This window comes from Lysinibacillus sp. DFXJR4, assembly GCF_057196045.1.
This window is the reverse complement of record NZ_JBXUNW010000003.1, coordinates 216,910-240,622: the sequence shown is the minus strand read 5'-3', so window position 1 is coordinate 240,622 and position 23,713 is coordinate 216,910. Positions and strand designations below refer to the sequence as shown.

Here is a 23,713-nt window from a genome sequence, read left to right as displayed (position 1 = left end):
GTCTATCAAACGATTTCACGAAGTGCTATCAAATGTTGTGAGGTAATAAAAAAGGAGCACAAGAATATGTCATTGAAACATGTTATGGAATTATACGAATTAATGGATAGTATCTATGTAAATGGGGAGGTTGTTAAAGATTACTTACACAATATTGACCCTTCTGCAGATGTTACTGTAAAAACGATTAAGGGTGACAATGGCTCCACTGATTTTGTAAGAGTTTTGGTCAAGGGGAAAAACGGTAAATCATCAGGTGGGAGCGCCCCAACACTAGGTATTATTGGACGTTTAGGTGGAATTGGAGCACGCCCAGAAATGACAGGCTTCGTTTCTGATGGTGATGGTGCATTAGCCTGTATGGCAAGTGCAGCAAAAACAATTGATATGGCTTTAAAGGGCGATCAGCTAGAGGGGGACGTTATTTTTACTACACATATTTGTCCAACAGCCCCAACTTTACCACACGAGCCAGTACCATTTATGAATTCGCCAGTAGATATTAGTGTTATGAATGAAAATGAAGTTGATGAAACGATGGATGCTATATTATCGATTGATACAACAAAGGGTAATCAAATATGTAATCATAAAGGGTTTGCCATCACCCCAACCGTTAAGGAAGGCTATATTTTGAAGGTTAGTGATGATTTACTACATGTGTATACTCAATCGGCAGGAATTTCTCCTGTTGTCATGCCAATTACTACGCAAGATATTACACCATATGGAAATGGTCTATTCCATGTTAATAGTATTTTACAACCGGCTGTTGCCACAACAAGCCCAGTTGTAGGCGTTGCCATTACAACAGAATCTGTGGTAGCAGGCTGTGCAACAGGTGCCACACATGTAACAGATGTAGAAAATGTCGTTCGATTTGTCTTAGAAGTAGCTAAGGTTTTTGGTGCAAAAAAATGTGCATTCTATGATGAAAAGCAATTTGCTCTTATCGAAATTTTATATGGAAGCATGAATCATTTACAAACAAAAGGGAATGAGGTACCTGCTCATGAACAATGATTTACACGCACTCAAGTTACAACTAATTGAAGAAGTTGAACATAATAAAGATGAGTTGATTGAATTATGTTCAAAATTAATTCAAATTCCAAGCGTCAATCCACCAGGAGATACAACGGAAATAACAACTTTTATTGAAAATTATTTAAATGAGATAAATATTCCATATGAAAAATATGAATCTGCGGATAAAATGTTTAATTTAGTAGCCTCTATTGGAAATACAGAGGGGAAAGAGCTAGTTTATTGTGGCCATACAGACGTGGTACCTGTTGGCGATTTGGCTAAGTGGGATTTCGACCCATTTTCAGGGGAAGTAAAGGACGGATGGATGCTTGGTCGTGGCGCCAGTGATATGAAAGCAGGATTAGCAGGAATTATTTTTGCAACTAAGATGCTAAAGAAATTGAATATTGAGCTACCAGGAAAACTGACTTTAGCGATCGTTCCCGATGAGGAGACAGGTGGAGAGTATGGAGTCCCATGGCTATTAGAACGAAATCTAGTAAAGGGTGATGGCTGTTTAATTGCGGAGCCTTCATCACCATTAAATCCTACGATTGGTCAAAAAGGTTCGTACTGGTTTGAATTAGAGGTACGTGGGGAACCTGGTCATGGAAGCCTATCACCATTAGCAGGAAGAAATGCTATTATAGATGCGATTGCTGCTATAAATGAAATACGTACCTTATGGGATTTAGAGATTACAATTCCAGAGGAAGTACAGCCCCTAATTGAAGTATCTAAAAAATACATGCGAGAAGTGGAAAAAGACCGTTTGAAATATCAAGAAGTATTAGAGAAAATTACTGTAAATATTGGTACAATTGAGGGGGGTACGAAGTCCAACGTTATTCCTGATTATTGTAAGGTACAAATAGATTGCCGCTTACCTTTTGGTATTACACAAGAACAAGTTACTGATATATTGGCAAGTAAATTAGATGCATTAAATATTGATTATTCGATAAAACGTTTTGGATTTAAAAGTGTGGCCAACTATACACCAGCTGAAAACCCTGTATGCCAAGCAATCGTAGATAATATCTCATTTGTTACTGGTAAAGAGGCATATGGTGTGATGCAATGGGCAAGTAGTGATGCTCGTCATTTCAGACAATATAATATTCCAGTACTACAATATGGTCCAGCCTATTTGCCAAGTATCCATGGCTATAATGAAAAAGTGCGTGTAGAGGATATCATACGTTGTGCAAAAGTTTATATTACGGCTGCCATAGATTTTTTACATCAAAAGTAAGGGGGAGCTACCTCCTCTCTTACTTTTGATAATGAATTTTAATCGGTGGGGGATGACGTATAGGACGGGTCATTACGAGCCCAAACTTCATCCTCCACTGATTAAAGTTAAACGATCTTGTACAAACGGTTGCCATACATGATACTATCTCGATAATTCCCCCTTATTGAAGTAACCGTAAAGGTAATCTTTTGTACAAGAAAAAGTAAAGTTCTAATTAGAAGGGTTTTCCTCATCCCTACAGATTAGAACTTTACGAATCAGGCATGTGCGGGCAGTTAATTCCTCACCAAACTTGATAGAACTGCCCGTTACTGTCAGATAAATAGATCAAAAGGATGAGAGAGATGCTAAAAACCTTAAATTTATCTATTGCCGTTTTAAAGATGTTTACAAAGGAAAAGCCCACATGGGGTGGTCGTGAGCTAGCAATGGCAATGAATATGAATCATACAAATTTATATCGTATTCTTGAAACATTTGAGAATAATGGATTTATTACGAAAGATCCTATAACTAAAAAGTATTCATTAGGCATTGCCTTATGGGAAATTGGGATGAATATGTATGATTCTTTAAACATTGATCAACTTTGCATGCCAGTTCTCGAAAAATTAAAGGATACAACAGGTGAAACTGCTATTTTTACAGTATTAAATGGCTTAGAGGCGTTAACTTTGCTCAAGGCAGAGCCTGTCAATAAGGTGAAATTCACAGTATCTAGAGGAAGTAGAACACCACTTTATGTAGGAGCCTCCTACCGTTCAATGCTTGCCTTCCTCAATGAAGAGCAAATTTCAAAAGTGATTGATGTGCCACTAATCGCCTACACAAACAATACTATGACAGATACAGTTGAAATTCGAGATGAACTCGTAAAGATACGAGAATGTGGCTATGCAGTTAGTAAAGGTGAATATACTGCGGATGTACTGGCACTTGCAATGCCTGTATTTAATAGTGAAGAAGAAGTGGTAGGTTCAGTTACTGTATCAGGCCCTACTTACCGTTTTACAGAGCAACGTATTCCAGAAGTTTTGGAACCGCTAACACAAGCGAGACAAGAGGTTGAAAATATCATACGTAGGTATCATTTGAATTTTAATTAAGGAGAAAAAATACATGCAGCATTTACAGGAGATTGCACTGAATATCTTAAAAAATAATTTAAATGTTCAATCCTCAGAAACACTGATGATTCTAACAGATGTTCACAAACAAGAGATTGCTGAAATTTTCCATCAGGCAGGTTTAAGCATAACGGAAAACACAATGCTAGTTGTGATGCCACTACTGAAGAAATCTGGACATGAACCAGTGAACGCTATATCGTCACTGATGTCGCAAGTAGATGTTACCTTATGCATTACCTCCCATTCTCTAACACATACAATGGCTCGAAAAAAGGCGTGTGAAAATGGCGGGCGAGTTGCCACAATGCCAGGCGTTACATTCGCAATGCTGGAGCAAGGGGCACTTCATGCTGATGCAAATGAAATAGAAGTACTTGTAGAAAGCTATGTCAATCTACTTAATACTGCAAAGGATGTTCACATTGTAAAAGATGGGTATGAGTTGACGTTTAGCGTAGAAAATCGTTCCGGTATTCGTTCAACAGGTATTGTACGCAATTCCGGAGAATATGGTAATATTCCATCAGGTGAATCCTACATTGCTCCCATTGAAACATCTGCAAATGGTGAGATTTTAGTTGATGGCTCTATTGCCAATATTGGTGTGTTGAAAGAACCATTATTACTAAAGCTTCACAATGGTCGACTAGAGGATGCAATCGGTTCAGATGGCCCGAAATTACTTGAATTACTAGGGGAGGGCAATGGCCGTATCATTGCAGAGTTTGGGATTGGTGCAAACAAAAGTGCTATATTATGTGGGAATGTCCTTGAGGATGAAAAGGTATTTGGTACCATTCATATTGCATTTGGCAGTAATGTACCATTTGGTGGCGCAAATGCAGCAGATGTTCATATTGATTGTGTCGTCAAAAATCCAACCGTCTATTTTGATGGCAAACAAGTTATTTAGGAATAAGTACTGTTCCTGTTTCAACCAAGTGCAAAAGCGTATTCAAATTAAATCGAATACGCTTTTTTGTGTGACATATTGCAAAGATTTTTATTAACCTTCAGCTAATAAATAATAAAATTTAACTTCTCCATCATCTTTCACCATTAACACATCATTTCGTTCTTTTACTGTAAAAATTTCAGTACCCACAGATAACTTGTTTGCTGTTCCATTTTTAAATTCCGCTGCAATTGAAGAGTTAGCTTCAATTTTTCCAACCTTTGAATTTTCAGTAAACTGGAGTTCTTTAATCCAATCAATATTTGTTTTATAGATGATATCATTCCATTGAAATATATCCGCATTACTATCTAATGACAATACTTCCTGTGCATCAGGGTTTTTACTTGTAAAAACGGTAATATCTTTATTTTTATCAGCACAGCCAATTAACACGAATAAAGAAAAAATTAATAGATAAATAAATTTTAGCTTTTTCACTTATGTTACCCTCCCTATGTATTTGACATTTCTAAATCTAAAAAAGTTACATAATCCTACCTGATTAAAAATTATACTTTCCTCATTTATTTTTATGGAAAATTTAATTTTAAATGACTTTCTTTTGAAACTTGTGTTCCCATTTACCCTATAGAGGAAATTATTAGCGATTATTTGTTGATTGTCATTGCATAATTACACTATATTAAAAATAACTGTATCCCCAAAAGAACGTGAAGAATGGAGAATTACGTAGGGAATTCCTTCTTTTTTTGAGGCAGATACAATCTAACTGCTGAAGAATGCCAATATTTTTAGTAATTGATTCGACCCAAAGTATGAAATAAGAGAAGGAGCTGAAAAGGATGTTCTCATTTACAGATTTAAATGGTTTACGAGTGGATTTAAGCTTTACAAGAGGAGAATTAAAAGTTGAACCTAGACATGTTCTTGTTTTTTTGAAATATGATAACAAATGGCTATGTACGATTCATAAAAGACGTGGCGTCGAGGTTCCAGGTGGAAAGCAAGAGCCTGGAGAAACTTTGGAAGAGGCAGCAATTCGAGAAGTGTTTGAAGAAACAGGAGTTCATGTAAAAAATTTAAAGTGGTTTGCAGAATATGCCGTTCATGATGAAGTGTTATTTTGTAAAACGGTTTTTACTGCTCAATTTGCAGGGCAAGAGGACATCGAGTTTGATTTAGAGACATCAGGGATGATCTGGTTAACCGACGATGAATTTGCGAATCATCCAAATTTAAGCTTTCATATGAAGGATGAAGGCATGCAAAAAATGCTGGAGGAGTTGAAACATGATGATCAATGGTGAAATCGTTGAAAAACGCACCTATCCTTCGCCGAATCCAGCTATTCGGTTAACGGAAATTACCTATATATCTTTGGGTCTTCGAGTGAAAGGTTTATTGGCTGAGCCAAAAGCTGAAGGTACATATGATGGCTTTTTATATCTACGTGGAGGCATGCAGAGTATTGGAATGGTTAGACCTTCACGTGTCGCACAATTTGCAGCACAGGGCTTTATTGTTTTCGCACCGTATTACCGAGGGAATCGTGGTGGGGAGGGGCGAGATGAGTTTGCAGGTGCTGATCGATATGATGCTGTTTACGGAGTAAACGTGTTAAAGCAGTACTGCAATGATAATATACATGTCTTTGGCTTCTCACGTGGTGGGATTATGGCACTTTGGACAGCCATATTACGCAGAGATATCACCTCTGTTGTAACGTGGGCAGGCGTTTCTGATGCAACTGCTACTTATTGGGAGCGGATAGATATGCGCCGAATGATGAAGCGAGTTATAGGAGGAACGCCTAATCGAGTGCCAGAGGCTTATGACGCGCGAACACCATTATTTGAAATAGAGCATATTACAGCGCCGGTGCTTATTATTCATGGGTATCAAGATGAAAATGTAGATATCGAGCATGCTAGACAATTAGAATTTTATTTACAGGATGCCAATAAAACTTACGAAACATGGTATGACCGTCATTTTGCCCATCAATATCCTCCGGCAAAAAATCGTGAGACCGTCCATGCTCTTTGCGAATGGATGAAACGTCAGTAACTGGTCCCACCATACCTAAAATTGTGCGTTCATAACGAGGATATGGTGGGAAACAATTACATACTTTTCCTAATAATTATCTCCAACAACCGTCTCTGCTCCTCTCTCATCTTAAAAATACCACACCTGCATAATTAGCTTCGTGTAGCGATTCGAAATTTTGTAAAAGAAAAAGAAAAAAGGGAACGACTACAAATCGTTCCCTTTGTATAAGCAAATTATTTTAATGGCCCACCAAGTGTAGTGATAGCTTCAGAGACATTAGAGAATTTCTTGAAGTTTTCATTGAATAGACCAGCAAGCTCAGTCGCTTTTTTGTCATAAGCTGCTTTGTCTGCCCATGCATCACGAGGGTTAAGTACTTCTGTTGGTACACCTTCAACAGCAGTTGGAATATGTAATCCAAATACTGAATCTTGGATTGTTTCAACATCAGCTAATTTGCCATCGATTGCTGCACGTACCATTGTACGAGTGTAAGAAAGCTTCATACGGCTACCAGTACCATATTCGCCACCAGTCCAACCTGTGTTCACTAAGTATACTTGCGCACCATGTTCGTCAATTTTTTGACCTAACATTTCAGCATAGACAGTTGCTGGAAGTGGAAGGAATGGAGAACCGAAGCAAGTAGAGAATACTGGTTCTGGTTCTGTTACACCACGCTCTGTACCAGCAAGTTTTGATGTGAAGCCACTTAGGAAGTGGTACATTGCTTGCTCTTTTGTTAATTTACTGATTGGAGGTAATACGCCAAATGCATCAGCTGTTAAGAAGATGATTGTTTTTGGGTGACCTGCAACAGATGGATCAACAATATTATCAATATATTGGATCGGATATGCGACACGTGTATTTTCTGTTAATGAACCGTCATCATAATCACAAATTCGAGTTTCTGGGTCGACAGCTACGTTTTCTAAAACAGAACCGAAGCGGATTGCATTGTAGATTTCTGGTTCTTTTTCAGCAGAAAGGTTAATTGTTTTTGCATAGCAACCACCCTCAATGTTGAATACACCGTTATCAGACCAACCATGTTCATCGTCACCGATAAGCTTACGATCGGGATCAGCTGATAAAGTCGTTTTACCAGTTCCAGATAAACCGAAGAATAATGCTACATCTCCAGCTTCACCAACGTTTGCTGAACAATGCATAGAAAGGATGCCTTGTTGTGGTAATAAGTAGTTCATAATACCGAAAATTGATTTTTTAATTTCACCAGCATATTCAGTTCCACCAATTAGGATGGTTTTCTTTTCAAGAGAGACAATGATGAATGTTTCAGAAGCTGTACCATCCACAGCAGGGTCTGCTTTAAAGTTAGGAGCTGAGATAACTGTGAAGTCAGCGACATGGGAAGCTAACTCTTCTTCAGTTGGACGGATAAATAATTGATGAGCAAAAAGATTGTGCCAAGCGTATTCATTGATGACTTGGATGCTTAGTTGTGAATCTTTGTCGGCACCAGCAAAGCCCTTGAATACAAATAATTCGTCACGTTCTTTTAAATATTTTACTACTTTTACATATAAGTTATCGAACACTTCAGAAGAAATTGGTTGGTTTACTTTTCCCCAGTCAATTTTATCCTTTGTGCTTTCTTCTTCTACCGTATATTTATCTTTAGGTGAACGACCAGTGTATTTGCCAGTTTCTGCACGAACTGCGCCATCTACTGTTAACATAGCCTCACCACGAGATGTAGCCTTTTCAGCTAATTGTGGTACTGAAAGTTGAACATTAATGTTACCGCCGCTTAATAATTCCTTCAGTTCGTTTGCAATTTCTACTGAATTCATCGATTAAATACCATCCTTTTTTATAGTATTCCCTTGAGTTTGAGGGAGAATTTCTTAATTTCAAAAATAGTATAACACAATTGCTTAAATAATCTATACTAATTCAGAAATTATTTTTGAGATTTTATTACTTTTCAAGAAAACGACAAAAAGTTAATTAATAATGAGAGATGTCATCATTCATTCACCAGAGCTTAACAGCGTTTGAAGGCGTTTGACCAACATGAGGTTCGCACAAGATGGAAGGTTATAACTCAAGTTTAGAAGAGCAAAACTGAATTCATCTTCCCGCATGTAGGGGTGGGTAGTCTTCAAAGCCACAAATAGTATGCTTTATGATAAAGATATTAGGTCACTTTTTATGTTAACACAGGATATAAGGTAGTAATAGGGATTAATTTGCTTCCATTTACAGCATCACCCAGGTGCTAATCGTATTGGGACCAAAAAATTTCTCTCATACCTTTACAATAATACAGTAAAAAATATTTGACAACGTTCGACCTTTTACGTAATATGAGATATTGAACGGATACTCTTATCCCGAGCTGGTGGAGGGTCAGGCCCTGTGAAACCCGGCAACCTGCATGAACTATTTCACGACATGCGTTGGTGCCAACCTGATGCAAGGGAAACCCCTTGAACGATAAGAGTGAAAGGTTACGAAGTCATTATTCCTTTCCTCATGTAGTAAGCGTGAGAAAAGGATTTTTTTATTGTTAAAAACAAATATAAAGGTAAGTATATGTAGTTCTTTCCTTATTATAATGACGGATCTTTCGAAATCCTCGTGTTAAAAGCATCAGCTGTTTTTATCTTCATTCAGCAGATATTTTTTGTATCAAAAGCAAAGTGGCAGATGTTTTATGCGAGTAAACGTAGCGGCAGATACAGAAGACTCCACCTTTACAGGTAGAGATAAATGCGATTTTGGTTCCTTTTCAGTGGGTGTCCAAACACCTACTGAATGAAGATAAAGCCTCTGGCGGATGTCACGGATTTTCAAAGGAATGAATTGTGAGGGCACAATATAAAATCCGGACGCAATTACGCCTAGGCGAAATTGATACGAAAGCGAAGCGACAGCAGTAACGGCTTGAGAGTTCAATCCTTAGGATCGGACTTGACATGGGTAATGAGTACCGTATTCACAAATACTTTTTGTAAGAGTAATAGGAGGAAAACCAAATGACAAACCGTCGACTGTTTACATCAGAGAGCGTGACAGAAGGACATCCAGACAAAATTTGTGACCAAATTTCGGATGCCATTTTAGATGCCATTTTAGCAGAAGATCCAAATGCACGTGTAGCGTGTGAAACAACAGTAACAACAGGTTTAGTATTAGTAGCAGGAGAAATTACTACTTCTACCTATGTAGATATTAAAGGTATTGTCCGAGATACTGTAGCCGAAATCGGATATACACGTGGGAAATATGGCTTTGATGCAGAAAATCTTGCAGTGCTTGTAGCGATTGGTGAGCAATCACCAGATATTGCACAGGGAGTTGACCAAGCACTAGAGGCTCGTGAAGGCTCTATGACAGACGCTGACATTGAAGCAATCGGTGCGGGTGACCAAGGCTTAATGTTTGGTTATGCATGTAACGAAACACCCGAGCTTATGCCTTTACCAATTAGTCTAGCGCATAAATTAGCACGTCGCTTAACAGAAGCGCGCAAATCTGGTGAACTAGCGTATTTACGTCCTGATGGAAAAACGCAAGTGACGATTGAATATGATGAAAACAATATACCAGTACGAGTAGATACGATTGTCATTTCAACACAACATGATGAAGAGGCAACACTTGAGCAAATTCAGGAAGATTTAAAACAGTTCGTAATTGCACCAGTTGTTCCGAGTGAATTACTAGATGCAAATACTAAATATTTCATTAACCCAACTGGTCGTTTTGTTATCGGTGGTCCGAAAGGTGATGCTGGTCTAACTGGACGCAAAATCATCGTAGATACATACGGTGGTTATGCGCGTCATGGCGGTGGTGCGTTCTCTGGAAAGGATGCAACAAAGGTTGACCGTTCAGCAGCATATGCAGCACGTTATGTAGCCAAAAACATTGTGGCAGCAGGTTTAGCAGAACGAGCTGAAGTACAATTAGCCTATGCAATTGGTGTTGCTCAGCCGGTATCCATTGCTGTTGATACATTTGGTACTGGAAAAGTGAAGGAAAGCGAGATTGTCGAGTGGGTACGTGAGCTATTTGATTTACGTCCAGCAGGGATTATTAAAATGCTTGATTTACGTCGCCCTATCTATAAGCAAACTGCTGCATATGGACATTTCGGTCGTACTGACTTAAATGTGCCTTGGGAGCAAACAGATAGAGCAGAGGCTTTAAGAGAAAGAGCACGTTTATAAACTATCCCGCTAAAGTGTTAAAGTGATTTATAAATTATATTAAAGTATTAATTAGAAAGGGGCTAGTTTATTTACATAGCCCTTTTTCTTAATAAAAAAGAAGCCCCGAAATCATAATTTTATCTTCATTCAGCAGATGTTTTTTGTATCAAAAGCACAGTGGCAGATGTTTTATGCGCGTAAGCGTAGCGGCAGATACAGAAGACTCTCTACAGGTGAAGAGATGAATTGATGAAGTGGGGCTACTTAGTATTATTTATTGTTTGCTTGAAGAGATTTATAATATTGTCCTTTTTCTGCATACTCACGGACGATACGTTCCATATCTTCTTTATCTTCAGCATTTAATTCACGAACAACCTTAGCCGGACGACCTAATGCTAAGCTATTCGGTGGAATGACCTTACCTGGAGGTACTAGACTGCCAGCTCCTATGAATGCACCCTCTCCAATCTCTGCTCCGTCTAATATGATTGATCCCATACCTATTAAGGCATTTTTGCGAATTGTACAGCTATGTAAAGTTACTTGATGTCCCACTGTTACTTCATCTTCAATAATTAGCGGGTATTTCGGACTTTGGTGTAAGCAACAAAGATCTTGAATACTTACTCGTTCACCGATAATTGTTGGTGACACATCACCACGAATAACAGTGTTAAACCAAATAGTTGTTTCAGCACCTATTGTAACGTCCCCAGTAACGGTCGCATAATCAGCAATAAAAACGGATGGATCGATGGTTGGTGTTTTACCTTTAAATGGATAGATCATGAGAATCGCCTCTTTTCTTTCTATGATGTAATATTATCGTATCAAATACGCAACTTGATGGAAATATAAAATTAATGAAGTTAAGTATTTCGTTATAATCAATATGTAATAATTTTTTTAGGAGGACTATGTAAATGTGGAAATGGGAAGCTGATGGACAAGCAAAGGCTGTGGTTGCTATTCTTCATGGTGCATATGAAAATCACCGCTGGTATGCATGGCTGATAGAAAAACTTAGATTGGAAGGCTTCCACATTGTCATGGGGGATTTACCGAATCATGGTGTCAATGCAAGGTTTTCACGTGTTCATGATGAGGATTTTAAAGAATACAACAAGTATACTAGACATTTAATGGAAAATGCTTTTTCGTATAATTTACCTGTGTTTTTAATAGGACATGGGCTTGGTGCAACATTATTACTACATACTATGCACAAGAAAAAATATGAAAGTGCAGGCATTATTCTAACTTCACCATGGCTTCAATTAAAGCTGTTGCCAGGTAAACTATCAAATGCTTTAACAAGTTTAAGTGCGCTTACAGCTAATGTTAAAATAACACATGAAATTACATTGGAGAAATTGACTCGCAGTGTAGAAGGGAGAGAAGAGATGAAGGATGAGATTCCTTTTATGTCAGTTGTCTCAGTGAAATGGTATCGAGAGCTACAGCAAATGATGCGGAATTTAGTATTATTACCAAAGGCTGAATTCCCAAATATGCCTATGCTTGTAATGACAGCTGAAAAAGATAGTATAACGGAAACTAAACAAACTCGTAATTGGCTTCATCAGCAGGAATTTACAGAGTTTCAGTTTAAGGAATGGGCGAATTGCTATCATAATCTATTTCATGAAATAGAGCGGGAAGAGATTTTTGTCTATATTCGTGATTTTATCAACAATGCTCTTCGTAGAATTGGCTATATTATTGAGTAATATTTGACCTCTCCAATTTACTAGAAAATTACTAATTTATTATTCCTGAAATATAATGTTGTAATTTTCAGAAAAGTGTAATACTATAATGACTTATAAAATAGAATTTTTCACATTGGAGGGGTAAGATGGAGGCAATTGTTGGAAAATTGAATGATATTTTGTGGGGACCGTGGTTTATTTATGGTATTTTGTTAATTGGATTGTTTTTTTCAATCATTACACGGTTCTTACAGGTAAGACACATTAAAGATATGTTTGTTTTAATGTTTAAAGGCGAAAAATCGGAAAAGGGGATTTCATCTTTCCAGGCAATGTCTATTGCGTTATCTGGGAGAGTAGGTACAGGTAATATTGCTGGTACAGCTACAGCCATCGGTATGGGTGGGCCAGGTGCTGTTTTTTGGATGTGGGCAATCGCCTTTATTGGCGCAGCAACTGCATATGTGGAATCAACGTTAGCACAAATTTATAAAGAAGAGAAAGATACTGAATATCGCGGTGGACCTGCCTTTTACATAGAAAAGGGAATGGGTCAAAAATGGTTCGCAATAATTTTTGCTATTGCTGCCTTAATAGCAATGTTAATCTTGATGCCAGGTGTTCAATCGAATGCAATTGCAACTGCTGTTGAAAACGCTTTCAATGTTCAAACTTGGATTACAGGGCTTATTATTGTTGTGTTATTAGGTGCAATTATTATTGGTGGAGTTAAATCTATTGCCAATGCTGCACAGATAATTGTTCCGTTTATGGCTTTAGCTTATATTATTATGGCTATCATTATTATTGGGATGAATATCACAGAGATCCCATCCGTATTTGCACTTATTTTTTCTAGCGCATTTGGTGCTCAAGAAATTTTTGGTGGGATTATTGGCTCTGCAATTGCTTGGGGCGTTAAACGTGGTATCTATTCAAATGAGGCTGGTCAAGGAACTGGAGCGCACCCAGCGGCAGCAGCAGAAGTATCGCACCCTGCAAAACAGGGAATTGTGCAAGCAGCATCCGTGTACATTGATACATTATTAATTTGTTCAGCTACAGCATTTATGATTTTATTTACGGGCATGTATAATGTACAGGATGAAAAGGCAGCAGAAGGTACTGATCCATTTATTCACGTTGGAGAATTTAACAAAAATGGCCTTACTGGAGAAGATCAACTAACATTTGCGAAAAGTATTAAGGAAGGTGCAGCATACACACAATTTGCTGTAGATTCTGCATTACCAGGATTCGGTGGTCCATTTGTAGCAATCGCATTATTCTTCTTTGCTTTTACAACAATTATGGCCTATTACTATATTGCTGAAACAAATGTGGCTTATTTGTTCTCTGGTTCAGCTGAAAAAGTCTTCATATGGATTGCGAAGTTTGCGATTTTAATAGCTGCATTCTATGGTACAATTCGTACTTCAGACCTTGCTTGGGCAATGGGGGATGTTGGACTTGGACTGATGGTATGGATTAACGTTATTGCAATTTTAATTATTATGAAACCTGCAATAGTGGCATTGAAGGATTATGAGAAACAGAAAAAAGAAGGAAAAGATCCTGTTTTTGATCCTCGAGAACTTGGTATTAAAGGGGCAGATTTCTGGGTTGATTATAATAAAAAACGTCAAAATAAATAGGTAATATAGGGAAAGCTATTAAATAGAATTTTTTATTTCTATTTGATAGCTTTTTTTGTTTTTGCAAAAAGAAAATAAAATTCCTATTGACGACAATGGAAAAAGAATATATATTTTGTATTAAGGAAATTATTTTTCCTTTAAGAAACTTTTTAGAAGGTGGTGAAAAAATGACTGTGTTCCATTTACCGCAACTATCATATGACTACGATCAATTAGAGCCCTATATTGACGCTAGAACGTTAGAGATTCATCATTCAAAGCATCATGCAACATATGTAAATAATTTAAACATGGCCTTAGAAGGCTATAAGGACCTACAAAATAAATCATTGGAAGATTTATTAAGTAATCTTGATTTGCTTCCAGTTGACATTCAAACTGCCATACAAAATAATGGTGGAGGACACTACTGTCATAGTTTATTTTGGGAAATGATGAGTCCCAATGGCGGTGGTGAGGCTAATGCTGATATTGGACAGGCAATTGAATATTATTTTAAAACGTTTGATAATTTTCAGGATCAGCTTTCTAAAGCAGCAATTACTCGCTTTGGAAGTGGATATGGGTGGCTAGTGCTGGAGGATAATCAACTAAGCATTATGAGTACAGCTAACCAAGATACACCTTTAATTGAAGGAAAAATTCCTTTGCTCGTAATCGATGTGTGGGAACATGCATATTATTTGAACTATCAAAATCGTCGCCCTGATTTTGTTAAAAATTGGTGGAATACTGTCGATTGGGATAAAGTTAATCAACGCTATGTAGAAGCAATGAAACAACAATCTTTAAAAAGTTAACTTAAGCTAAGTTAAATGAAGGTAATTTGACATGAAAATAAGTAACTCCTCCCTATCCCCCGCGCCATCGGGGGATATTTCCTTTTGATAAGCAAAAAAGACATGAATTCGATAAGCATCGAAGCCATGCCTTAAAATTATTCGATTGGGTAATCTTTCATTTTTTCTAGAGCAATAACAAAAGGTGGATCATTTTGTTGATTTAAAAACTCATATTTTAGTACATGTACATATTTTTGAGGAAGCTGACTTACATACTCTATGACAGCATCTCGTTCCTCCTTGCCACCTGGATGACCATGGTAAATGACCAAAACAATCAGTCCACCAATCTTCAGTAACTTTAGTAAATCTTGAATGGCAACTATTGTCGTATTTGGCTTTGTAATGATATCGTGATTACTACCAGGTAAATAACCTAAATTAAATATGGCGGCTGCCACTTGCTTGTGTACATATTTAGCAACTTCCTCATGCCCTCTATGTAAGACAAGTCCACGATGCTCTAAGCCATGATCAAGCAGGCGAAGTAGTGTGGCATCCACAGCACTTTTTTGAACATCAAAGGCATATACTTGACCACTATCCCCGACAAGCTGTGCTAAAAATAATGTATCATGACCGTTACCTGCAGTGGCATCGACCACTGTATCACCCTCCTCAACTGTATCCTTTAACAGTTGTTGAGCATATTGTAAAACACGTTGTAGCTTCATTTGACAACCTCAGCCTGATAAAATTTCCCTTGCCAGCTTCCACGGCGTTCAAGCTCTGCATCAATGCCATTTAATACTTCCCACTTATTAACGCTCCACATTGGGCCGATCATTAAATCAATGGGTCCATCCCCTGTAATACGGTGAATCACCATACCCGGAGGTAAAATCTCAAGTTGATCTGCTACAAGCTTTGTATAAACATCCTGATCTAAAAATTCTAGCATGCCCTTTTCGTACTGTTTGACCAAAGGCGTTCCCTTTAAAAGGTGTAGCAAGTGAATTTTTATGCCTTGTACATCAAGCCTTGCCACTTCACGTGCAGTTTCCATCATCATGTCATAGTCTTCAAGAGGAAGGCCGTTAATAATGTGTGAGCATACACGTATACCATGTTTTCGAAGCTTTTCAACACCTTCAACATATGTGGCATAATCATGGGCACGGTTTATTAGATTTGCTGTTTTTTCATGCACTGTTTGAAGACCGAGCTCAATCCATAAATAAGTACGCTCATTTAATTCAGCTAAATACTCTACTACGTCATCTGGAAGACAATCTGGACGAGTAGCAATCGATAAACCTACAACGCCATCCTGCGCCAGTGCCGCTTCAAATTTTTCTTTTAATACGGGAAGTGGGGCATGTGTATTTGTATAAGCTTGGAAATAAGCCATGTACTTGCCATCCTTCCATTTTTGATGCATTTTGTCTCGAATTTCAGCGAATTGCACATCTATAGGATCGACTTTATTGCCAGCAAAATCACCAGAGCCTGCTGCACTGCAAAAAGTACAGCCACCAAAAGCAACGGTACCATCACGATTTGGACAATCGAAGCCTGCGTCCAGTGCTACTTTAAAGACTTTATGACCAAATTGCTCACGTAAATAGCGATTCCATGTATAGTATCTTTTCCCATCTGAAGAAAAAGGAAAGCTTGTTTCTGTCATTTATTTCACTCCTCTAACACTATATTTTATCATGTACTAGTGCTTTCCGTCATGAGGGAAGAATTCAATAAAGCGAAACTTCAAACAGAGGTATTTTCTGTATTCCCATAGGGGTATTTTACACCAATTCATTTAACGTAAAGTTGCTTCAATTTTAGGCAACCTGAGCAGAAAAAGGGAAAGCGGAGCGAAAAGCTGGTTACCCCGAGCGGATGAAGAGGAAAGCGGAGCGAAAAGCCAGCCACCCCGAGCGGATGAAGAGGAGAGCGGAGCGGAAAGTTAGCCATCCTGAGCGGATAAAGAGGGAAGCGGAGCGAAAAGCAGGCCAACCTGAGCGGATGAAGAGGAAAGCGGAGCTGAAAACTAGTTAGCCCAAGCAGATGATGTGGAAAGCGGAGCGGAAAGTTGAGCCACCCGAGCGGATAAAGAGGAAAACGGAGCGAAAAGCGGGCCACCCCGAGCGGATGATGTGGAAAGCGGATCGAAAAGTTGAGCCACCCGAGCGGATGAAGAGGAAAGCGGAGCGAAAAGCCGGTTACCCCGAGCGGATGATGTGGAAAGCGGATCGAAAAGTTGAGCCACCCGAGCGGATGAAGAGGGAAGCGGAGCGGAAAGCCAGTCAACCTGAGCGGATATAGAGGAGAGCGGAGCGAAAAGCCGGTCACCCCGAGCGGATAAAGAGGGAAGCGGAGCGGAAAGCCAGTTTGCCCGAGCGGATGAAGAGGAAAGCGGAGCGAAAAGCCGTCCACCCCGAGCAAAATAAAGAGAAAACAAAGAAATTAGCTTGAACACAGATACACTTTTTTATATTGTGTTGCCACTGTAAAAAAGGTAAAATTGTTTTCCTTGTGCTTTTGTATTTTTCAGCATAAACTAACTATTTAGAGTAGCGAAATAATGGAGGTCATTCTATGCCAAAAAGTGTTTGGTTTTTAATTATTGGAATGCTTGTGAACACAACGGGCAATTCATTTTTATGGCCTTTGAACGCCATTTATATGCACGATTATTTAGGGAAGTCACTGGCGATGGCTGGCTTTGTATTAATGTTGAATTCTGCTGCTGGGGTACTAGGTAATCTATTAGGTGGTTATTTATTTGATAGAATAGGTGGCTATAAGTCAATTATGCTTGGCATTCTTTTAACGATTGCCTCATTAATAGGGTTAACGATTTGGCATGGCTGGCCGCATTATGTATGGTTCTTAACGATTCTTGGCTTTAGTGGAGGAATCGTATTTCCTGGGATGTTTGCTTTAGCTGGAACGGCATGGCCTGAGGGCGGAAGAAAGGCCTTTAATGCTATTTATCTTGCTCAAAATGTAGGGGTTGCTATTGGACCAGCACTTGCGGGAATCGTGGCTGACTATCAATTTGACTACGTATTCAAGGTAAATCTAGTCATGTATATTTTATTCTTTTTTATAGCGTTATTTACTTTTAAGCGATTAGAGGTAGGCAGTATTGCGCCGAAAAATGTGGTAGGTGAGAGTAAGAAAATCATTAATAAAGCACCATTTTATGCATTATTAATTATTAGTGCATCCTCTGTGCTATGCTGGTTGGCTTATTCGCAATGGAGCGCGACTATTTCTTCGTATACACAGGATTTAGGATTAGGCTTAAAACAATATAGCCTACTGTGGACAATTAACGGTCTTCTCATTGTTATTGGGCAACCACTTATTGCGCCACTTGTCAAGCGATGGGAGCATACATTAAAACGTCAATTAGTATTTGGCGTTACGTTGATTGCACTTTCATTTGGAATTATTGCCTTTGCGAGTGATTTTACAATGTTTGCGGCTGCTATGGTTGTCTTAACTTTCGGTGAAATGTTTTATACACCTGCTTTGCCAACGATTGCAAATCAGCTTGCGCCCAAGGGACGACAGGGCTTCTACCAAGGAATTATCAACAGTGCGGCAACAGCTGGTAGGATGATTGGACCCCTGTTTGGTGGTATTATGGTTGATCAGTTTGGGATGATCGTACTTGTTTTAATACTAGTAATCATTGTATTGTTTGCCATTGTGCCATGTTTAATCTATGACTATCCTTTACGAAAACATCAAACAACCACCGAATGATGGTTGATTTAACAAAAAAAGTATGTAAACGAGTGAAAACTATGCAAAAAGTATAGTTTTCACTCTTTTTTTAGATTGGATATTGATTAAAAGTAAAAACAGGCGTACAATCATACATATTCAAATATTTGAATATGTTGAAGTGAAATTCCTTGGAGGGATGAAAGTGGAAGAGGGATTACAGCAGTTTAAGGCAGATTTTTTTAAAGCCTTAGCTCATCCATTACGAATAAGAATACTAGAATTATTAGTAGATGGTAAAAAAAGTGTCAATGAGATACAAAGCTGTTTAGAAAAAGAGGGCTCGGCTGTTTCTCAGCAGTTAAGTGTTTTACGAGCAAAAAATATCGTTTATGGGATAAAAGAAGGAAAAAAAGTTTACTACTCCTTAAGTGATCCGATGATTGGTGAGCTGCTTGGAGTAGCCAAGGAGATTTTTAACAATCATTTAATTAATACGATTACAAGATTAGAAGAAATGACCATCAATGGAAGTGACGAAGAAAATATATAATCATATTTTTTGAAAAATTTGCTTTGCTTATTATTTCGAAGGGAAGATTTATGTATGAAGTCACTGATAATAGGGAGATTTGAAGGATATTCAGTTCATCATTTTAAGAAGGACTTACTGTCGGGGATTATTGTCGGAATCGTAGCAATCCCGCTAGCAATGTCTTTTGCGATTGCTTCGGGTGTCAAGCCAGAGTATGGAATATATACAGCTTGTATTGCTGGTATACTTATTTCAATCTTTGGTGGTTCGAAATATCAAATTGGTGGTCCAACAGGTGCATTTGTGCCAATTCTTCTAGGAATCGTTCTAACATATGGCTACGAAAATTTATTAATTGCTGGTTTGATGGCAGGGATTATGCTGTGCTTAATGGGTATTTTTAAGCTAGGCTCCTTAATTAAGTTTATCCCACGTCCTGTAACAGTAGGTTTTACTGCTGGAATTGCCGTGATTATTTTTACGGGGCAGATTGCCAATTTCTTAGGGCTGACAAATATGACAAGGCACGAGTATTTTATTGCCAATTTAAAAGAAATTGTGATGCATATTGGCACGACGAATTTTTACAGTATTGTCACAGCAATTATTTGTCTCGTTTTTATTTTATTGACACCGAAAGTTTTACCGAAAGTACCAGGAGCGTTAGTAGGTATTGTTGTTTCCACACTTATTGCAACGTTCTTTTTTTCAGGACAAGTTGCTACCATAGCGACTGCCTATGGTCAAATTCCAAGCACTTTACCAGACTTTGCAATACCGGATATTACATTGGAAAGAATTCAGCTACTTATAGGACCAGCCTTTGTTATTGCAATGCTTGGTGGTATTGAATCACTTTTATCTGCGGTTGTCGCGGATGGTATGACAAATAGTAAACACCATAGCAATCGAGAGCTTGTTGGCCAAGGCATTGCGAATATTGTTACACCATTGTTTGGAGGAATCCCGGCAACTGGTGCTATTGCCCGTACAGCGACAAATATCAAAACAGGTGCGGTTTCGCCAATGTCAGGTATTATTCATGGTGTATTTGTCTTACTTACTTTATTGCTATTAGCTCCGTATGCTTCTCATATTCCTTTAGCGAGTATGGCGCCTGTCTTAATGGTTGTTGCCTGGAATATGAGTGAACAAAAGCATTTTGCACATATTGTGAAGTTGAAATCAGGAGATTCACTAGTTTTAATTATTACCTTCCTACTGACTGTTTTTACAAGTTTAACACTAGCTGTGGAGGTTGGGCTGGTGTTAGCTGTTGTGTTATTTGCAAAGCGTATGAGTGAGAAGCTTGTCGTCACAAAAGTATTACCAGATCACTCATTAAAGCATGAAAAAGTACAATCACACGTTGTTCATCAGCAGCATGATTGTCCACAAATTAGTATCTATACAATTGAGGGGCCGCTTTTTTTTGGGGCAGCGTCTACTTTCGAGCAGGCCATTGCCGCTCCCACTCACCAATCTAAAGTTTTAATATTACGAATGGGGAAAGTGCCCTTTATGGACTCAACAGGTGAGACATATTTTGGTAGTATTATTCGGAATTTCAAAACGCAAGGTGGTACCATTTTAATAACAGGATTACAGGATGAAATGAAAGTCGCGCTTCAGCATAATGGTCTCTATGATGAAATAGGGGAAGCTCATTTTTATCCACATACAGGAGAAGCAATTAATGAGGCTTTTCGCTATTTAGATACAAATAAGTGTATAGGATGTAAACATTTTGCCTTCCGTGAATGTCAGGAATTATCACAATCTAAGGAAAAAAGGGATTTAATTGTACAGTAATGGTTAGTATATGAACAAAGGCTTGTGCTTTTCAACACTTTCCATTAGAATAAATGCAATACATGTAAAGACAGTGATGAGGAATAGTAAATTTGTGATTCTTTTTAGAGAGCTAGCGGCTGGTGGAAGCTAGTAAGAAAGCAAATCGAACTCACCTTCTGAGTCTGCCCGCGTGAAGCAACGCGTGCCGTTCCTTCCGCGTTAAGGAAGCTTGAGCCGAGTGTGATCACTAATTTGGGTGGTACCGCGGGAGATACGAATTCTCTCGTCCCTTTCTTAATGAAGAAAGGGGCGAGTTTTTTTATTTTTTAAATATTTTGTCAATTCTTAAGGTGAAAAGCATGGCACAATTAAAGGAGGAAAAAAATGAGTTTTAATCATCAACAAATTGAAAAAAAGTGGCAGCGATATTGGGCTGATAATAAAACGTTTAAAACAGTAAATGAAGCAGAAAAACCAAAATTTTATGCGCTAGATATGTTCCCCTACCCATCTGGAGCTGGTCTTCATGTGGGACACCCAGAAGGGTATACAGCGACAGATATCCTGTCACGCTTCAAGCGCATGCAAGGCTTTAACGTGCTACATCCAATGGGCTGGGATGCATTCGGTTTACCAGCAGAACAATACGCACTTGACACAGGAAATGATCCTGCTGAATTTACGGCAAAAAATATTGCGACATTTAAACGTCAAATTCAAGAGCTTGGCTTCAGCTATGATTGGGATCGTGAAATAAACACAACGGACCCAGAATATTATAAATGGACACAATGGATCTTTATTCAGCTATATAAAAAAGGCCTAGCCTATGTAGATGAAGTAGCTGTAAACTGGTGCCCAGCATTAGGAACAGTATTGGCAAATGAGGAAGTAATTGATGGAAAATCAGAACGCGGTGGTCACCCTGTAGAGCGTCGCCCAATGAAGCAATGGATGCTGAAAATTACAGCTTATGCGGACCGTTTAATCGACGACCTTGAGGAAGTTGATTGGCCAGAGTCTATTAAAGATATGCAACGTAACTGGATTGGTCGTTCTGAAGGTGCTGAAGTCACATTTGGCATTGATGGCACTGATGAAAGTTTTACAGTATTTACAACGCGTCCTGATACTTTATTTGGTGCTACATACTGTGTGCTTGCACCTGAGCATAAATTAGTGGAGCAAATTACAACGGCTGATCAACGACAGGCTGTTGATGCTTACTTAGAAAAGGTAAAAATGAAATCTGACTTAGAGCGTACGGATTTAGCAAAAGAAAAAACAGGCGTATTTACAGGTGCCTATGCAGTGAATCCGATTAACGGTAAAAAGGTGCCAATTTGGATTGCAGACTATGTACTAGTTTCTTATGGTACTGGTGCTATCATGGCAGTACCAGCGCATGATGAACGCGATTATGAGTTTGCTACAGAGTTTAATTTAGAGATTATTCCTGTCCTTGAAGGTGGAGACATTAGTAAAGAAGCATTTACAGGTGATGGTCAGCATATTAATTCCGATTTCCTTAATGGCTTAAATAAAGCAGATGGCATTGCGAAGGCCATTGAATGGTTAGAGGAAAAGGGCGTTGGGGAGAAGAAAATTTCTTATCGTCTTCGTGACTGGTTATTCTCTCGTCAGCGTTACTGGGGTGAGCCAATCCCAATGATTCATTGGGAAGATGGTTCAATTACACCAGTGCCTGAATCTGAATTACCATTAATGCTTCCAAAAACAGATAATATCCGTCCTTCTGGTACAGGTGAATCTCCATTAGCAAATATTGCAGAGTGGGTAAATGTTGTTGATCCAGAGACAGGTAAAAAAGGACGCCGTGAAACAAATACAATGCCACAATGGGCAGGCTCAAGCTGGTACTTCTTACGCTATATTGATCCAACAAATTCAGAAGCAATAGCTGATCCAGAATTGCTAAAACGTTGGTTACCAGTTGATATTTATATTGGTGGTGCAGAGCACGCTGTATTACATTTACTATACGCACGCTTCTGGCATAAAGTGTTATATGATTTAGGCGTTGTTCACACGAAAGAGCCATTCCAAAAATTATTTAACCAAGGCATGATTCTTGGCGAAGGTAATGAAAAAATGTCTAAATCAAAAGGCAATGTAGTTAATCCAGATGAAATCATTTCTTCACATGGTGCGGATACATTACGTCTTTATGAAATGTTTATGGGACCACTTGAGGCGTCTGTGGCATGGTCTACAAATGGCTTAGACGGAGCACGTCGCTTCTTAGATCGTATTTGGCGTTTATTTGTCAATGAAGAAGATGGTGCAATTTCTTCAAAAATTCAAGTTTCAGATGATAAAACACTCGAGAAATCCTATCACCAAACAGTGAAAAAGGTGACAGAGGATTATGAAGGCATCCGCTTTAATACAGCTATTTCACAAATGATGGTCTTCATCAATGATTGCTACAAGGCAGATGTCATTCCAGCAGCTTACGCGGATGGCTTCGTAAAAATGCTAGCACCAATCGTCCCACATATTGCTGAGGAATTATGGCAACTACTAGGACATCATGCAACCCTTTCTTATGAGCAGTGGCCAGTATATGATGAATCTAAGCTTGTGGATGATGAAGTAGAAATCGCTGTGCAAGTTGCAGGTAAAGTACGAGCAAAAATTATCGTAGCAAAAGATGCTTCTAAGGAAGAAATCGAAAAAGTAGCACTTACTGACAGCAAAGTACAAGAGCATATGGCAGGCAAAGACTTAGTAAAAGTCATTGTTATTCCAGGTAAGCTTGTCAATATCGTAGTAAAATAAAGATAAAAAAGTGTCCTACTATGTAACAAACTAACTTTTTTTAAGTTAGTACACCTTCAGACTGTAGACAAACTATTTTTGGAGAGTTCATATGCTAAAAATAGTTTGTCTCTT

General features: G+C 38.5%; 20 protein-coding genes, 1 riboswitch and 1 other annotated feature. Of the genes, 15 read left to right on the top strand and 5 right to left on the bottom strand.

Features of this window, described 5'->3' with window-relative positions:
• Positions 1 to 66: 66 nt before the first annotated feature.
• The 4 genes from AC2CGN_RS11325 to AC2CGN_RS11310 all read left to right on the top strand — a co-directional run bounded on the left by AC2CGN_RS11325 (position 67) and on the right by AC2CGN_RS11310 (position 4,330).
• Complete coding sequence (locus AC2CGN_RS11325) at positions 67 to 1,023, top strand: DUF1177 domain-containing protein (RefSeq protein WP_484513907.1); 957 nt, start codon at positions 67 to 69, stop codon at positions 1,021 to 1,023.
• Positions 1,013 to 2,284, top strand: coding sequence for a M20 family metallopeptidase (locus AC2CGN_RS11320; protein ID WP_286923400.1), 1,272 nt, complete (start codon positions 1,013 to 1,015; stop codon positions 2,282 to 2,284). The genes AC2CGN_RS11325 and AC2CGN_RS11320 overlap by 11 nt, the downstream gene beginning before the upstream one ends.
• Positions 2,285 to 2,631: 347 nt before the next feature.
• Positions 2,632 to 3,393 carry an IclR family transcriptional regulator gene (locus AC2CGN_RS11315; RefSeq protein ID WP_286923399.1) on the top strand — a complete coding sequence of 254 codons (762 nt, stop codon included), beginning with the start codon at positions 2,632 to 2,634 and terminating at the stop codon, positions 3,391 to 3,393.
• Between the two features lie 13 nt (positions 3,394 to 3,406).
• Complete coding sequence (locus AC2CGN_RS11310) at positions 3,407 to 4,330, top strand: aminopeptidase (RefSeq protein ID WP_484513904.1); 924 nt, start codon at positions 3,407 to 3,409, stop codon at positions 4,328 to 4,330.
• Between the two features lie 93 nt (positions 4,331 to 4,423).
• Here the strand turns inward: AC2CGN_RS11310 and AC2CGN_RS11305 are convergent, their stop codons facing one another.
• Positions 4,424 to 4,813: a hypothetical protein gene (locus AC2CGN_RS11305; RefSeq protein ID WP_286923397.1), complete on the bottom strand. Its 390-nt coding sequence runs from the start codon at positions 4,811 to 4,813 to the stop codon at positions 4,424 to 4,426.
• A 365-nt stretch (positions 4,814 to 5,178) separates the two neighbouring features.
• On the opposite strand from AC2CGN_RS11305, the gene AC2CGN_RS11300 reads away from it, so the two are divergent.
• Together AC2CGN_RS11300 and AC2CGN_RS11295 are read left to right on the top strand one after the other, a co-directional pair.
• On the top strand, positions 5,179 to 5,643 hold the full coding sequence (locus AC2CGN_RS11300) for an NUDIX domain-containing protein (RefSeq protein WP_484513902.1): 465 nt from the start codon (positions 5,179 to 5,181) through the stop codon (positions 5,641 to 5,643).
• Positions 5,627 to 6,403, top strand: coding sequence for an alpha/beta hydrolase family protein (locus AC2CGN_RS11295; RefSeq protein WP_429985916.1), 777 nt, complete (start codon positions 5,627 to 5,629; stop codon positions 6,401 to 6,403). The genes AC2CGN_RS11300 and AC2CGN_RS11295 overlap by 17 nt, the downstream gene beginning before the upstream one ends.
• 218 nt (positions 6,404 to 6,621) lie before the next feature.
• Here AC2CGN_RS11295 and pckA read toward each other — a convergent pair whose 3' ends face one another.
• Entirely contained in the window at positions 6,622 to 8,208 is a 1,587-nt protein-coding gene (gene pckA / locus AC2CGN_RS11290) for a phosphoenolpyruvate carboxykinase (ATP) (protein ID WP_286923394.1), read from the bottom strand.
• 535 nt (positions 8,209 to 8,743) lie between these two features.
• A riboswitch (SAM riboswitch) is annotated at positions 8,744 to 8,861 on the top strand.
• Positions 8,862 to 9,396: 535 nt separating this feature from the next.
• On the opposite strand from pckA, the gene metK reads away from it, so the two are divergent.
• Entirely contained in the window at positions 9,397 to 10,593 is a 1,197-nt protein-coding gene (gene metK / locus AC2CGN_RS11285; protein WP_429982800.1) for a methionine adenosyltransferase, read from the top strand.
• A 252-nt stretch (positions 10,594 to 10,845) separates the two neighbouring features.
• Here the strand turns inward: metK and AC2CGN_RS11280 are convergent, their stop codons facing one another.
• Complete coding sequence (locus AC2CGN_RS11280; protein WP_054771373.1) at positions 10,846 to 11,367, bottom strand: gamma carbonic anhydrase; 522 nt, start codon at positions 11,365 to 11,367, stop codon at positions 10,846 to 10,848.
• A 134-nt stretch (positions 11,368 to 11,501) separates the two neighbouring features.
• Here AC2CGN_RS11280 and AC2CGN_RS11275 point away from each other — a divergent pair, with 134 nt between their 5' ends.
• From AC2CGN_RS11275 to AC2CGN_RS11265, 3 genes are all read left to right on the top strand, one after another.
• Entirely contained in the window at positions 11,502 to 12,308 is an 807-nt protein-coding gene (locus AC2CGN_RS11275; protein ID WP_429987863.1) for an alpha/beta hydrolase, read from the top strand.
• Positions 12,309 to 12,436: 128 nt separating this feature from the next.
• On the top strand, positions 12,437 to 13,945 hold the full coding sequence (locus AC2CGN_RS11270; protein ID WP_429982798.1) for an alanine/glycine:cation symporter family protein: 1,509 nt from the start codon (positions 12,437 to 12,439) through the stop codon (positions 13,943 to 13,945).
• A 170-nt stretch (positions 13,946 to 14,115) separates the two neighbouring features.
• Positions 14,116 to 14,748, top strand: coding sequence for a superoxide dismutase (locus AC2CGN_RS11265; RefSeq protein WP_429982797.1), 633 nt, complete (start codon positions 14,116 to 14,118; stop codon positions 14,746 to 14,748).
• A 137-nt stretch (positions 14,749 to 14,885) separates the two neighbouring features.
• Here the strand turns inward: AC2CGN_RS11265 and mnmM are convergent, their stop codons facing one another.
• Complete coding sequence (mnmM, locus tag AC2CGN_RS11260; protein ID WP_484513898.1) at positions 14,886 to 15,464, bottom strand: tRNA 5-(aminomethyl)-2-thiouridylate-methyltransferase MnmM; 579 nt, start codon at positions 15,462 to 15,464, stop codon at positions 14,886 to 14,888.
• Entirely contained in the window at positions 15,461 to 16,417 is a 957-nt protein-coding gene (gene mnmL, locus AC2CGN_RS11255) for a tRNA modification radical SAM protein MnmL/YtqA (RefSeq protein WP_484513896.1), read from the bottom strand. Before mnmL ends, mnmM begins: the two co-directional genes overlap by 4 nt.
• A 380-nt stretch (positions 16,418 to 16,797) precedes the next feature.
• Here mnmL and AC2CGN_RS11250 point away from each other — a divergent pair, with 380 nt between their 5' ends.
• The 5 genes from AC2CGN_RS11250 (at position 16,798) to leuS (ending at position 23,599) form a co-directional block, all read left to right on the top strand.
• Positions 16,798 to 17,055 carry a hypothetical protein gene (locus AC2CGN_RS11250; RefSeq protein ID WP_484513894.1) on the top strand — a complete coding sequence of 86 codons (258 nt, stop codon included), beginning with the start codon at positions 16,798 to 16,800 and terminating at the stop codon, positions 17,053 to 17,055.
• 273 nt (positions 17,056 to 17,328) lie between these two features.
• Positions 17,329 to 18,507, top strand: coding sequence for an MDR family MFS transporter (locus AC2CGN_RS11245; RefSeq protein WP_484513893.1), 1,179 nt, complete (start codon positions 17,329 to 17,331; stop codon positions 18,505 to 18,507).
• A gap of 166 nt (positions 18,508 to 18,673) precedes the next feature.
• Positions 18,674 to 19,021, top strand: a complete 348-nt coding sequence (locus tag AC2CGN_RS11240; RefSeq protein ID WP_283869239.1) for an ArsR/SmtB family transcription factor — start codon at positions 18,674 to 18,676, stop codon at positions 19,019 to 19,021.
• A gap of 54 nt (positions 19,022 to 19,075) precedes the next feature.
• Positions 19,076 to 20,815, top strand: coding sequence for a SulP family inorganic anion transporter (locus tag AC2CGN_RS11235; RefSeq protein WP_429987862.1), 1,740 nt, complete (start codon positions 19,076 to 19,078; stop codon positions 20,813 to 20,815).
• A 64-nt stretch (positions 20,816 to 20,879) separates the two neighbouring features.
• Positions 20,880 to 21,091: a binding site (T-box leader), on the top strand.
• Positions 21,092 to 21,181: 90 nt separating this feature from the next.
• Complete coding sequence (gene leuS, locus AC2CGN_RS11230) at positions 21,182 to 23,599, top strand: leucine--tRNA ligase (RefSeq protein ID WP_429982791.1); 2,418 nt, start codon at positions 21,182 to 21,184, stop codon at positions 23,597 to 23,599.
• Positions 23,600 to 23,713: the final 114 nt, after the last annotated feature.